This window comes from Streptomyces sp. NPDC007991 (genome assembly GCF_042958445.1).
Classification (GTDB): domain Bacteria; phylum Actinomycetota; class Actinomycetes; order Streptomycetales; family Streptomycetaceae; genus Streptomyces.
In genome coordinates, this window is record NZ_JBIBJD010000013.1 from 1 (window position 1) to 13,307 (window position 13,307).

The window sequence follows — 13,307 nt, forward strand, 5'->3', positions numbered from 1 at the left end:
CAGCGGCTCGGAGGTGGTGACCATCTCCCGCAGCGGATGGCGGGCCAGGACCTCGTCCACCTCGGGCGTCAGCGCCGCCGCCAGCCGCGCCGCCGCCGGGCGGTTCTCGTCCCGCAGGGCCGCGACCGCCGCGAGGATCACGTCCCGGCGGCCCTCCTCCTCGGGCACACCGGCGGCCGCCCTCTCGTACAGCCGCGCGCCCTCCTCCAGCACGATGTCCGTGTCCATGCCCGCCGGGATCTTGATCTGCGCGTGATGGCGCCAGGTGCTGACCGGGTCGCCCCACGCCTCCACGGTGAACGACCACAGGCCGGGCTCCCCGGCGGTGACCTCGGCGCCCCACCGGTCCGTCCCCGGGGCCAGCTCACGCATCGGCGTCCACGGGCCGGGGCGGCCCTCGGGATCCCTCAGGACGGCATTGGCGGCGACCGCGTCGTGCCCCTCCCGGAACACGGTCGCCGAGATCTCGAAGGTCTCGCCGGTCACGGCCTTGGCCGGCCGGCGCCCGCGCTGGACGACCGGGCGGACGTCGAGCACGGGTATGCGCCCGACGGCGGTCGCCTCGCCCACGGGGGGTGGCTGCGGGATCTGGGGACCGGCGTCGGCCGGGCGCGCGGGTCGGGACTCGCCGGCGGGCGCGCGCGCCCCGGTGCGGCGGGTGGGGGGTGGTGACGAATGGTGCTTGGCGGGCATGACCGCTCCTGTCCGCGTCAACGTGGGTGGGCGGATGTCTGTGGGGAGGTGGGTCCTGCATGGTGCTCCTGAGAGGGGTACCCGGGGGAGCCTTCCCACCCTATTCGGGTGGGCAATCCGGCACTTTGTTAACTACTCACGCGTATGTCGACACACAAGACCGGCCTCGTCCGCGGCGGACGAGGCCGGCCCCTGCGCATGGCGGCTCCTTCGCCCTAGCCGTGCGGCACCCGCAGTAACTTGTCCGGCGAACCGGGACCCCGGCCGGAGATCTTTCCGGTCGCCGCTCCCTCGGTCAGGGCCCTTGTGACCTGGGCCGGAGCCGCTTTCGGATGATCGGCCAGATACAGCGCGGCCGCGCCGGCGGCATGCGGTGCCGCCATCGAGGTACCCGAGAAGGTGACCCGTGCGGTGTCGCTCGCGGCTGACGCCGAGGTGATGTCCACGCCCGGGGCGAACAGATCGAGGGCCGGACCGTGGTTGGAGAAGGCCGGTTTTGCATCCCTGCGGTCGGTGGCGCCGACCGTGAGCGCCTGCTTGACGCCCGCCGGGGAGTACAGGCCGGCCGGCCTGCCGTCGTTGCCCGCGGCGACCGTGTAGGTGACGCCGGAGGCGATGGAGGCGCGGACGGCGGCGTCCAGCCGCTCGTTGCGCGGGCCGCCCAGACTGAGGTTGGCGACGGCGGGCTTGTGCGCGTGCCGGGTCACCCAGTCGATCCCGGCGATCACCCGGGCCGTGGTGCCCGCCCCCGCCGCGTCGAGGACGCGCACGGAGACCACGCGGGCCCGCTTGGCGACACCGTGGGTCCGCCCGGCGACCGTGCCGGCGACGTGCGTGCCGTGACCGTTGGCGTCCGAGGCGGCCTTGTCGTTCCCGACGAAGTCCCAGCCGTGGCCTGCCCGGCCGCCGAAGTCCCGGTGCGTGGTCCGCACGCCGGTGTCGATCACGTACACGGTCACCCCGGCGCCCGCCGACTCGGGCCAGGTGTAGCTCCGGTCCAGCGGCAGCCCCGGCTGGTCGACGCGGTCCAGCCCCCAGGAGGGCGGCCCGGGCTGTGTGTGCTCCAGCCGCACACGGGTGTCCTGGACGACCGAGGCGACCCGGGGGTCGGCGGCGAGCCGCCCGGCCCGTCTCTCGTCGGTCCTGATCGCGTAGCCGTTCAGGACGGTGCCGTAGGTGTGGCTGACGCGCACCCCGTACTTCTCGGCGAGGGCCTTTCCGGCCGCCGACGGAGCCCGGGTGCCCTCCTTCAGTGTCACCAGATAACTTCCGTGTACGGAGCCGGGTTGTCCGGCGCCGAGTATCCGCCCCTCCGGTACGGCGTGCGCGGGCAGGGTGGTGGCCGAAAACGCCGCGGCACAGATCGCCGCCGCCAGGCCCCCCGTCCAGCGCAGACGCCGAGCGCGCGTCCGTGCCATGGTCCGAGTTCCCCTCCTCGACTCGGCGTACGGCCGCCGCGGGGCACCGCGTACGAACAGGCGCGGGCCGGTACGCCAGGGGCAGCCTCTCGTGACGCGTGAAGTGCCACAAGGACGCCTACGGGGGCGGAATCGGCCATATCCGTGGATGGGCCGGTTCCGGCCGATCGGGCGTCGGGAGGCGGAGCTTCAGCGACTGCGGCACCGGCGCCGGTACTGTCGTAGGTGACGCCGATGAAGCTCCGTGTCAGAACCCTGCGTCATCCCGCCAACGCGCCGAGGTGGAACCCGTGAAGGCGATCCGTCGATTCACCGTCCGACCCGTTCTCCCCGAACCCCTCCGGCCGCTCAGTGATCTGGCCCGCAACCTGCGCTGGTCATGGCATGCGGAGACCCGTGACCTGTTCCAGTCCGTCGATCCCGAGCGCTGGGCCGCCTCGGGCGGCGACCCGGTCCGGCTGCTGGGCAGCGTGCCGCCCGCGCGGCTCGCGGACCTGGCCGCGGACCGCCGCTTCCTGCGCCGCCTCGCGGCCGTCGCCGGCGACCTGAACGACTACCTGACCGGCGAGCGCTGGTACCAGGCCCAGCCCGACGAACTCCCCGCCGCGATCGCCTACTTCTCACCCGAGTTCGGCATCACGGCCGCCCTGCCCCAGTACTCCGGCGGCCTCGGCATCCTGGCCGGGGACCATCTGAAGGCCGCCAGCGACCTCGGCGTCCCGCTGATCGGCGTCGGCCTGCTCTACCGGCACGGCTACTTCCGCCAGACCCTGTCCCGGGACGGCTGGCAGCAGGAGCACTACCCCGTCCTCGACCCCCACGAGCTGCCCGTGGTCCTCCTGGAGGAGCCCGACGGCACCCCCGCCCAGGTCGCCCTCGCCCTGCCCGGCGGCAGGCAGCTGCACGCCCGGATCTGGCTGGCGCAGGTCGGCCGGGTCCCGCTGCTGATGCTGGACTCGGACGTCGAGGAGAACGACCTCGGCGAGCGCGGCGTGACCGACCGGCTCTACGGCGGCGGCAGCGAGCACCGGCTGCTCCAGGAGATGCTGCTCGGCATAGGAGGGGTCCGGGCGGTGCGCACGTACTGCCGGCTCACCGGGCACCCCGCGCCGGAGGTGTTCCACACGAACGAGGGACACGCCGGGTTCCTCGGCCTGGAGCGGATCGCCGAGCTCTGCGACGGGGGCCTGGACTTCGACTCGGCGCTGGAGGCGGTGCGCGCCGGGACCGTCTTCACCACCCACACCCCCGTCCCGGCCGGCATCGACCGCTTCGACCGCGAGCTGGTCGCCCGCCACTTCGGCCCCGACGCCGAGCTGCCCCGCATCGACCTCGAGCGCGTCCTCAGGCTGGGCATGGAGACCTACCCCGGCGGCGAGCCCAACCTGTTCAACATGGCTGTGATGGGCCTGCGCCTGGCCCAGCGCGCCAACGGCGTGTCCCTGCTGCACGGCAACGTCAGCCGCGAGATGTTCTCCGGCCTGTGGCCCGGGTTCGACGCCGACGAGGTGCCGATCACCTCCGTGACCAACGGGGTGCACGCCCCGACCTGGGTCGCCCCCGAGGTGTTCCGGCTCGGCGCCCGGCAGATCGGCGTCCAGCGCGCCGAGGACGCCCTGACCGCCGGCGGCTCGGAGCGCTGGGACGCGATGGCGGGCATCCCCGACCAGGAGATCTGGGAGCTGCGTCGGGCCTTGCGGGAGCAGCTCGTGACGGAGGTGCGGGAGCGGCTGCGGGCCTCCTGGCGGCAGCGCGGCGCCGGCACGGCCGAGCTGGGCTGGATCGACGGCGTGCTCGACCCGGATGTCCTCACCATCGGCTTCGCGCGGCGCGTCCCGTCGTACAAGCGCCTGACGCTGATGCTGCGCGACCGCGACCGGCTGATGGACCTGCTGCTGCATCCCGAGCGGCCGGTCCAGATCGTCGTGGCCGGCAAGGCGCACCCCGCGGACGACGGCGGGAAGCGGCTGGTGCAGGAACTGGTGCGGTTCGCGGACGATCCTCGGGTACGGCACCGGATCGTGTTCCTGCCGGACTACGGCATGGGGATGGCGCAGAAGCTGTACCCGGGGTGCGACATCTGGCTGAACAACCCGCTGCGCCCGCTGGAGGCCTGCGGCACGTCCGGGATGAAGGCGGCCCTCAACGGCTGTCTGAATCTGTCCGTCCTGGACGGCTGGTGGGACGAGTGGTTCCAGCCGGACTTCGGCTGGGCCATCCCCACGGCCGACGGGGCGGGGACCGACCCGGACCACCGCGACGACATAGAGGCCGCGGCGCTGTACGACCTGCTGGAACAGCGGGTGACGCCGGGCTTCTACGAACGCGGCGGCCAGAGCGGGCTGCCCGACCGCTGGATCGAGATGGTCCGCCAGACCCTGAGCCTGCTCGGGCCGAAGGTGCTGGCCGGGCGGATGGTCCGGGAGTACGTCGAGCGGCTCTACACGCCGGCGGCGCTCGCCCACCGCTCCATGGATCCGGACGCGGCGCGGGAGCTCGCCGAGTGGAAGGGCCGGGTGCGGGCGGCGTGGCCGGGGGTCACCGTCGACCATGTGGAGACGTCCGCGTCCGAAGCACTGGCCGAGCTCGGTACGACGCTGGGGCTTCGGGTGCGGGTCGGACTCGGTGACCTCGGGCCGGACGATGTCGAGGTGCAGGTGGTGTCGGGGCGGGTGGACGAGGAGGATCGCATCGCCGACGCGGCGGTCGTTCCGTTGAAGCCGGTGGGGTCACCCGACCAGGACGGGCGCTGGCTTTATGAAGGGCCCTTGTCCCTGGATCGCACCGGGCCTTTTGGGTACACGGTGCGGATCCTGCCTGCGCATCGGCTGTTGGCGTCCAGCGCGGAGTTGGGCTTGGTCGCCGGGCCCTCTGAAGAGCTTGTCGAGGCTGCGGGATTGTTGATGCGTTGAGTGTTGTCCGCGGGTGCGTGGGGGCTGGTCGCGCAGTTCCCCGCGCCCCTAGGTTTCTGCACCACCCTGCGTTGCCAAGTTCCGTAGGACGTTGCCGCACCTGCGGGCGTACGCGTGTTGGAAGCCCCTGGTCGCCGGCCCCCCGGCCCGTGCGTACCACTTGGCCGCGCGGCTGAAGGCGTTCACGGTCAGCCAGACCGTGCCGTCGCCCGTGCGGTCCACGACGAAGGACTCCTCGCCGCACTCGGGGTGGCCGGGCAGCGTGCCGTAGGCCAAGCCGGCGCGGCGGGGTTCCTCGACCGTCCACACCACACGGCAGGGAGCCTTGATCATGCCGGCGAGGGTGACGGTGACGTCGACGCCGGGGGCGGCCCGGTCCGCGCCGGCGTCGATGCCGACGCCGAGGGCCCGGTGCATCTCCCAGGTGAGCACCGCCTCCGAGGCCCGGCGGAAGACCTCCTCGCCCTCGCCGAGGCGGGTGCGCACGTTCATGGGATGGAAGCCCGGGGGGCAGAAGCCCTCGTCGCGGGTGGCGCCGACATCGGCGTAGGTGAAGTCCTCCGAAGACATGGTCACCAAGAGTAGGGCGGTACCCGGGCCCGCCTTCGGCCCGGGTACCGCCCGAGGCGATGCCTTGGTCAGCCGACGTTGACGGCGGACCAGGCGGCCGCGACCGCCTTGTACTCGGTGCTGGACGCGCCGTACAGCGCCGAGGCCGCGTTCAGGGTCGCCGTGCGGGCCTGCGCGTACTTGGTCGTCGACGTCATGTACGTCGTCAGCGCCTTGTACCAGATCTGCAGCGCCTTGGTGCGGCCGATGCCGGTGACCGTGGAGCCGTTCGAGGTGGGCGAGTTGTAGGTCACGCCGTTGATGGTCTTCGAGCCGCTGCCCTCGGACAGCAGGTAGAAGAAGTGGTTGGCGGGGCCGGAGGAGTAGTGGACGTCCACGCTGCCGAGGCTGGAGGACCAGGCGTCCTTGGACGCGCCGTCCTTGCTGGGCTTGTCCATGTAGCGCAGCGGGGTGCCGTCGCCGTTGATGTCGATCTCCTCGCCGATGAGGTAGTCACCGACGTCGGAGGAGTTGGCGGCGAAGAACTCGGCGCCCGCGCCGAAGATGTCGCTGGTCGCCTCGTTCAGGCCGCCGGACTCGCCGCTGTAGTTGAGGCCGGCCGTGGCCGAGGTCAGGCCGTGGCTCATCTCGTGCGCGGCCACGTCGAGCGAGGTCAGCGGGTTGGTGTTGCCCGAGCCGTCGCCGTAGGTCATGCAGAAGCAGCTGTCCGACCAGAAGGCGTTGACGTAGCTGTTGCCGTAGTGGACCCGCGAGTAGGCGGCCTTGCCGTCGTTGCGGATGCCGTTGCGGCCGAAGGCGCTCTTGTAGAAGTCCCAGGTGATCTGGGCGCCGTAGTGCGCGTCGGCGCCGGCGGTCTCCAAGTTGGACGGGCTGCCGTTGCCCCAGACGTCGTCGGAGCCGGAGAAGAGCGTGCCGGTGCCGGAGGTGCCGCGGTTGAGGTTGTACGTCTTGTGGCCGCCGCGGGTGCCGTCCGTGAGGTTGTACGAGGACCCGGACTTGGTGGTGCTGAGGGTGACCTTGCCGCTGTACGTGGTGTTGCCCGTGCCCGTCTCGATGCCCTGGTACTCGTAGAGCTTCTTGCCGGTGGCGGCGTCGGTGACGACGTGCAGCTCGTTCGGGGTGCCGTCCTCCTGGAGGCCGCCGACGACCGTCTCATAGGCAAGGGTGGGCTTGCCGTCGGCCGCCCAGATCACCTTGCGGGGCGTGGAGTTCGCCTCGGTCTTCTCCGAGCCGGCCGCCTTGGCGAGCGTCACGGCCTGCTTCTCGGCCTTGGCGGCGGTGACCGCCGGTTTGAGCGAGGCGACCTCGATCTTCGCCTTCGTGGCTCTGGTGACGCCCTGGGTCGCGCCGGACTTCGACGCGTGCACCACGAGGTCGCCGCCGAGGACCGGCAGGCCCGCGTAGGTGCGCTCGTAGCGGGTGTGGACCGTGCCGTCGGCGTCCTTGACGACGTCTCTGACGACCAGCTTCTCCTGCTCGCCGAGGCCTATCTCGTCGGCGGTCTTCGCGGCGTCCGCCTGCTGCTCCTTGATCAGGGCGGTGCGGGCGGGCGCGGTCAGCAGGACAGGTGCGGCGGCGAGGGCCGGCTTGCCGGAGGAGGAGTCGGCGGCGGCGCTGCTGCCGGTGGTCAGACCGGTGGTGAGCAGGGCGCCGGCCGCGACGGCGGTGGCGATGGCGAGCGTGGTGCGACGATGACGCGCGTAGAGAGAGGTAGACACACAAGCTCCTCGATGTGGGGGAAGTGCTGTGGTGCTGTGCGGCGGGTGGGGGAAGAGTGGCACTTCAGACGCGTACATGTCAGGAGCCTGGGTGATGTTGGCCGGAAATCGACGACGAGGTGTACGCCCGGAAACGTGAAGCGGGCGCCGTCCCGGGGGAGTCGAACCCACCGGGGCGGCGCCCTGCCCTGGGGCAGACCGCGGACGGGTCTACGGGAAGGTGAGCTTCCAGCTGTTGATGTAGCCGGTGTCGCGGGCCGCGTTGTCCTGGACCCGCAGCTGCCAGACGCCGTTGGCGGCCTCGGACGAGGCGTTCACCGTGTACGTCGTGTCGATGTTGTCCGCGCTGCCGCCGGTGCCGTAGCCCTTCAGCGTGTACGCCGTGCCGTCGGGGGCGACCAGCTCCACCTTGAGGTCGCCGATGTAGGTGTGGACGATGTCCACGGCGACCTGGAGGTTGGACGGCGCGTTGCCCGTCCGGCCGGAGACGGTGATCGACGACGTGACCGCCGCGCCCCGGTCCGGGATCGCCACGTCGGCGGAGTTCTCGAAGGACGTGCCGCCGCCTCCTCCGCCGCCGGAGCGGGTGCCGACGTTCACGCCCGCCCACGCGTCCTGGACCGCCTTGTACTCGGCGCTGTCGGTGCCGTAGAGCTCACCGGTCGCCGCGAGGGTGCCGGTGCGCGCGCCCGCGTAGTTGGTGGTCGAGGTGAACTTGGTGGTCAGCGCGCGGAACCAGATCTTCTCCGCCTTGTCGCGGCCGATGCCGGTGACCGGAAGGCCGTCCGAGGTGGGCGAGTTGTAGGTGACACCGTTGATGGTCTTGGTGCCGCTGCCCTCGCTCAGCAGGTAGAAGAAGTGGTTCGCGGGGCCCGAGGAGTAGTGCACGTCGACCGAGCCGATGCCGGAGTACCAGGCGTCCTTGGACGCGCCGTCCTGGCTGGGCTTGTCCATGTAGCGCAGCGGGGTGCCGTCGCCGTTGATGTCGATCTCCTCGCCGATGAGGTAGTCACCGACGTCGGAGGAGTTGTTGGCGTAGAACTCGACCGTCGACCCGAAGATGTCGGAGGTGGCCTCGTTCAGACCGCCGGACTCGCCGCTGTAGTTGAGGCCTGCCGTGGCCGAGGTGAGCCCGTGGCTCATCTCGTGCGCGGCCACGTCGATCGACGTCAGCGGGTTCGCGTTGCCCGAGCCGTCACCGTAGGTCATGCAGAAGCAGCTGTCCGACCAGAAGGCGTTGACGTAGTTGTTGCCGTAGTGGACCCGCGAGTACGCGCCCGCGCCGTCGCCGCGGATGCCGCTGCGGCCGTGCACGTTCTTGTAGTAGTCCCACGTCAGCGCGGCCCCGTAGTGGGCGTCGGCGGCGGCCGACTCCGCGTTGGACGGGCTGCCGTTGCCCCAGACGTCGTCGGGGCCGGAGAAGAGCGTGCCGGTGCCGGAGGTGCCGCGGTTGAGGTTGTACGTCTTGTGGCCGCCGCGGGCGCCGTCGGTGAGGTTGTACGCCGACCCGGTCTGGGTGGTGGTGAGGTCGACCGTGCCGGAGTACACCGTGTTGCCGGTGCCGGTCTCGATCGCCTCCCACGCGTACAGCTTCGCGCCGGTGGTGGCGTCGGTGACGACGTGCAGTTCCTGCGGGGTGCCGTCGTGCTGGAAACCGCCGACGACCGTCTCGTAGGCCAGGACCGGCTTGCCGTTCCCGGCCCAGATCACCTTGCGGGGCTCGCGGTTGACGTCGGGGCTCTTGGCCTTCTCGGCCCTGCTCGCGGCCAGGGCCTGCTGCCGGGCCCGCCCGGCGGGCACCGCGGCCTTCGTCGTGGCCGGCTTGATCGCGGCGCGGGCGGCCTTCACGACGGACGCGGTGGCGTCCGCCTTGGTGCTTTTCACGACCAGGTCGCCGCCGAGGACCGGCAGGCCGTCGTAGGTGCGCTCGTAGCGCGTGTGCACGCTGCCGTCGCGGTCCTTGAGGACGTCGCGGACGACCAGCTTCTCCTTGGCGCCGAGGCCCAGGTCCTTCGCGGTCCGCGCCGTGCCGGCGTCGGCCTGGCGGATCAGCGCGGCGCGCTGGGCGGGGGTGAGCCTGACCGACTCCGAGCCGGGATTCGCCTTGGCCGCGGCCGACGGTGCCTTCTCCGGGGCCGCGGTGGCGGTGCCGCTCTGCACGGCGGCGGCGATCAGCGCGGCGACGCCGGCGAGGGCCACGGCCGCGGTGCGGCGGGGAGTGTGGGACGTGCGTCTGTGGGAGGTGCTTCTTCGCGAGGAACTGCTTCTCAACACTGGCTCCTTCTGCGGGGCCGGGGGTCGCCCGGCCTGGGGAGGTGGAGGTGTTGCTGTGGGGTTTCTGTGGAGCAGTCGTGGGAAGCGTGGCAGGCGAGTGCGCTTTCTGTCAGGAGCGCGTCAAGAGTATGGCCGGAAACGGTTCGTTGACCGGAAAGTCATGTTCGCTATGCGGGCGGTTCTGTGGACGGTTCCTGGCCGTCGGGCAGGTCCCCGTGCCAGGAGCGCCACAGCGCCGCGTAGGCCCCGCCCGCCGCCACCAGCTCGTCGTGCGTGCCCAGTTCGGTCAGCCGGCCGTCCTCCAGCACGGCCACCCGGTCGGCGTCGTGCGCGGTGTGCAGCCGGTGCGCGACGGCGATGACCGTGCGCCCTTCGAGCACGGCGGCCAGGGCGCGCTCGGTGTGGCGGGCCGTCGTCGGGTCGAGCAGCGCGGTCGCCTCGTCGAGGATCAGCGTGTGCGGATCCGCCAGCACCACGCGGGCCAGGGCGAGTTGCTGGGCCTGAGAGCCGTCGGTGGGACAACCGCCCTGGCCCAGGAGGGTGTCCAGGCCCTCGGGCAGCTGCCGCACCCACGCATCGGCGCCGACCACCGACAGTGCCGTCCACAACTCCGCGTCCCCGGCGGACGGTTCGGCGATCCGCAGATTGTCGCGGACCGTGCCGAGAAACACATGGTGCTCCTGGGTGACCAGGACGACCTGGCGGCGCAGCCGCTCGGGCCCGAGCCCGGCGACGGGCACGCCGCCGACCGTCACCGAGCCGGCGGTCGGCGCGTCGATGCCCGCCATCAGCCGGCTCAGCGTGGTCTTGCCGGCGCCCGACGGCCCGACCATGGCCAGCCGCTCCCCGGGAGTCACCGTCAGATCGACGCCACGCAGCACCTCGACGCCCTCGTCGTAGGCGTAGCGCACGCCGGTGACGTCGATACGGTCGCCGTCCGGATCGGGACCGTCGCCCTCCCCGGCGGCCCGCGGCGCCCGGGCCAGCCCCTCCACCCGGGCGAACGAGGCGCCGCTGCTCTGCAGTTGCTCGACCCGGACCAGGATCTCGTCCAGCGGATTGCTCAACTGGTGCAGATACAGGGCCGCCGCCACCACCGCCCCGAGACTCATCGCGCCCGAGGTGTGCAGCGCCCCGCCGATCACCAGCACCCCGGCCACCGGCAGGACGTACGACACCTCCACCGCCGGGAAGAACACCGAGCGCAGGAACAGCGTGTAGAGGCGCGTACGGCGGGACGTCTCCAGCGTCTCCCGGCTCGCCGCGGTGCGCTGCTTCCCGAGCCGGAACGCCTCCACGGTGCGCGCTCCGGCCGCGGTCGCCGCGAGGATCTCCGCGACGTCCGAGGTGGCCGCGCCCTCGGCGAGATACCCGTCCCGGGCCCGGCGCAGATACCAGCGCAACGCCAGCCAGATCGGCGTCAGCCCGAGCACGCCGAGCACACCGAGCAGCGGGTCCAGCAGGAACACCGCGCCGACCAGGAACAGCGCCTGCACGAGGTTGACGAGCAGGACCGGACCGGCGTCCCGCAGGGTGTTGCCCACGGTCGTGACGTCCGAGGTGCCGCGGGCCGTCAGGTCGCCGGTGCCGGCGCGTTCCACGACCGAGGCGGGCAGGGCGAGGGCGCGGTCGACGAACCGCTCCCGTACGCGTGCGAGGGTGCGTTCGCCGAAGCGGTGGCCCACGTAGCGGGCCCAGCGGGCGAGGAACAACTGGGCGAGGGCGCAGGCCAGGAGGACGAGGGCCAGCCGGTCGACGGCGGCGACTGCCTGCCCGGCGCGGACGTCGTCGATCATCCGGCCCAGCAGCCAGGGTCCTGCCAGACCCGCCAGGGCGGCGAGCGCGTTGAGGCCGAGGACGGTGGTGAAGGCCCGGGTGTCGGCCCGTACGAGGTCCAGCAACGCGCTTCGGACGTCCGCCCGTTCGGCGACGGGCAGGTGTGCGCGGCTCATCGCACCGCCTCCTCGGTGTCCCTGGCCACGAGGGCGCGGTAGCCGGGGGTGGTGCCGAGCAGTTCGTGGTGGCTGCCCGAGGCGGCGACCTTGCCGTCGACCAGGTAGTGGACGGTGTCCGTGCGGTCCAGGACGAGGGGGGAGGTGGTGGTCACGACCGTGGTGCGGCCGTGCCGGGCCGCTCTGAGGCGGTCGGCGACGGTGGCCTCGGTGTGGGCGTCGAGGGCGGAGGTGGGTTCGACGGTGAGGAGGATCTCCGGGGCGGCGAGGAGGGCTCTGGCCAGGCGGATGCGCTGGCGCTGGCCGCCGGAGAGGTTGCGGGCCTGCGCGGCCATCTGGGTGTTCAGGCCGTCGGGGAGGGCCTGGACGATGTCTTCTGCCGCGGCTGCGTGGAGCGCCGTCTGGAGTGCCGCTTGGTCGCCGTGGGCGGGTGCGGGTGGTGTGTGGCTCGTCGCGCAGTTCCCCGCGCCCCCGGAAGCAGGTCTGACCATGTCCTGGAGGGTTCCTGCGAACAGGTCGGAGTCGTGGTCGGCCAGCAGGATCCGTCGGCGAATCTGGTGCAGGGCGATCTCGTCGAGGCGGTAGCCGCCCCAGGTCGCGTTCGAGGGGGTATAGCGGGCGAGGCGGTCCAGGACGGCTGTGGCGTCAGCGGGATGGTCCGCGACCAGGGCCGTCAGGCGGCCGGGGAGGATGCGCACGCCGGACTCGGGGTCGTGCAGGGACGACGGTTCCAACGGGGCGTCGCGGGTGCCGGTGTCCGGCATCGGTTCCAGGCGCAGGAACCGTACGACGCGGCGCGCGCACACCAGGCCGCGGCTGATCTGGTAGCCGCACTCCACCCAGAAGGACACCGGGCCCACCAGCACCGCGACATAGCCGTAGACCGACACCAGCTGGCCCACGGTGATGTCCCCCTGGGCGGCCAGGCGTGCCGCCAGCCAGGTCACCACGGCGAGGAACAGGGTGGGCAGGCCGATGCCGAGGGCCTGGACCCAGCTGGTCACCGCGCCGACCCGGTAGCCCTGCTCGCGCAGCCGCCGCGAGTCACGGCGGAAGGCGTCCGCGACCAGCGTCGTGCCGCCCAGCCCTGCGAGGACCCGCAGACCGCCCGCCAGGTCGCCGATCCGCGCGGTGAGCACGCCCTGCCGTTCGCGGTACTCCGTCTCGGACCCCTGCAGCCGCCCGAGCAGCGGCCCGACGAGCAGGACGATCACCGGGATCCCGAGCAGGACGACCAGGGCGATCAGCGGGGAGACGGAGACCAGCAGGACGGCGACCGCCAGATAGGCCACGACCGCGCCGACGCCGGGTCCGACGACCGTCAGCGACTGGCTGATCGTCTGCACGTCGCCCACACCGATCGTGACGACCTCTCCGGCCCCCATCTGCCGCGGCAGCGAGGCGCCGAGCCGCACCGCCTGGCCGACGACGACCTTCACCGTGCGGAAGTTGGCGTCCATCCGGACGCGGGTCATGGTGCGGTGGCGCATGATGCTCAGCCAGGAGTTGAACGCCCCGACCGTGAACAGCGCGCCGCTCCAGAGCGCCAGCGCGCCCATGTCACCGGGTTCCAGACCGTCGTCGATCGCCCGGGACATCAGATACGGCGTCGCCGCCAGCAGCACCATCCACACGCTGCCGAACATCGCGCCGGCCGCGCACCGCCAGGGCTGCCGGGTGACCAGCCACCACAGGTAACGGGCGCCGCCCCGGTGGTCGGGTGTGCCGGGGTCCTCGTACGCGTCGATCATCCGCCCGCCTTCCGCCGCC

The 13,307-nt window shown here is 72.2% G+C and carries 8 protein-coding genes; 1 reads left to right on the forward strand and 7 read right to left on the reverse strand.

Annotated elements, in window-relative coordinates; all coding sequences use genetic code 11:
- A partial coding sequence (locus ACFZDA_RS32655; protein WP_391088672.1) for a maltotransferase domain-containing protein occupies window positions 1–693 on the reverse strand: 693 nt, incomplete at its 3' end.
- Window positions 694–908: 215 nt separating this feature from the next.
- On the reverse strand, window positions 909–2,111 hold the full coding sequence (locus ACFZDA_RS32660; RefSeq protein ID WP_391088674.1) for a S8 family serine peptidase: 1,203 nt from the start codon (window positions 2,109–2,111) through the stop codon (window positions 909–911).
- 290 nt (window positions 2,112–2,401) lie between these two features.
- Between ACFZDA_RS32660 and ACFZDA_RS32665 the strand changes: the two genes are divergently transcribed.
- Complete coding sequence (locus tag ACFZDA_RS32665) at window positions 2,402–5,023, forward strand: alpha-glucan family phosphorylase (protein WP_391088676.1); 2,622 nt, start codon at window positions 2,402–2,404, stop codon at window positions 5,021–5,023.
- Between the two features lie 48 nt (window positions 5,024–5,071).
- Here the strand turns inward: ACFZDA_RS32665 and ACFZDA_RS32670 are convergent, their stop codons facing one another.
- The 5 genes from ACFZDA_RS32670 to ACFZDA_RS32690 all read right to left on the reverse strand — a co-directional run bounded on the left by ACFZDA_RS32670 (window position 5,072) and on the right by ACFZDA_RS32690 (window position 13,288).
- Complete coding sequence (locus ACFZDA_RS32670) at window positions 5,072–5,593, reverse strand: DUF1990 family protein (protein ID WP_391088678.1); 522 nt, start codon at window positions 5,591–5,593, stop codon at window positions 5,072–5,074.
- Window positions 5,594–5,661: 68 nt separating this feature from the next.
- Window positions 5,662–7,311 carry a M4 family metallopeptidase gene (locus ACFZDA_RS32675; RefSeq protein ID WP_391088679.1) on the reverse strand — a complete coding sequence of 550 codons (1,650 nt, stop codon included), beginning with the start codon at window positions 7,309–7,311 and terminating at the stop codon, window positions 5,662–5,664.
- A gap of 210 nt (window positions 7,312–7,521) precedes the next feature.
- Window positions 7,522–9,582: a M4 family metallopeptidase gene (locus tag ACFZDA_RS32680; protein WP_391088681.1), complete on the reverse strand. Its 2,061-nt coding sequence runs from the start codon at window positions 9,580–9,582 to the stop codon at window positions 7,522–7,524.
- A gap of 170 nt (window positions 9,583–9,752) precedes the next feature.
- Window positions 9,753–11,537, reverse strand: coding sequence for an ABC transporter transmembrane domain-containing protein (locus tag ACFZDA_RS32685; RefSeq protein ID WP_391088683.1), 1,785 nt, complete (start codon window positions 11,535–11,537; stop codon window positions 9,753–9,755).
- The gene (locus tag ACFZDA_RS32690) at window positions 11,534–13,288 is read right to left on the reverse strand and encodes an ABC transporter transmembrane domain-containing protein (RefSeq protein ID WP_391088685.1); all 1,755 of its coding nucleotides are present in this window, start codon (window positions 13,286–13,288) and stop codon (window positions 11,534–11,536) included. The genes ACFZDA_RS32685 and ACFZDA_RS32690 overlap by 4 nt, the downstream gene beginning before the upstream one ends.
- Window positions 13,289–13,307 lie beyond the last annotated feature (19 nt).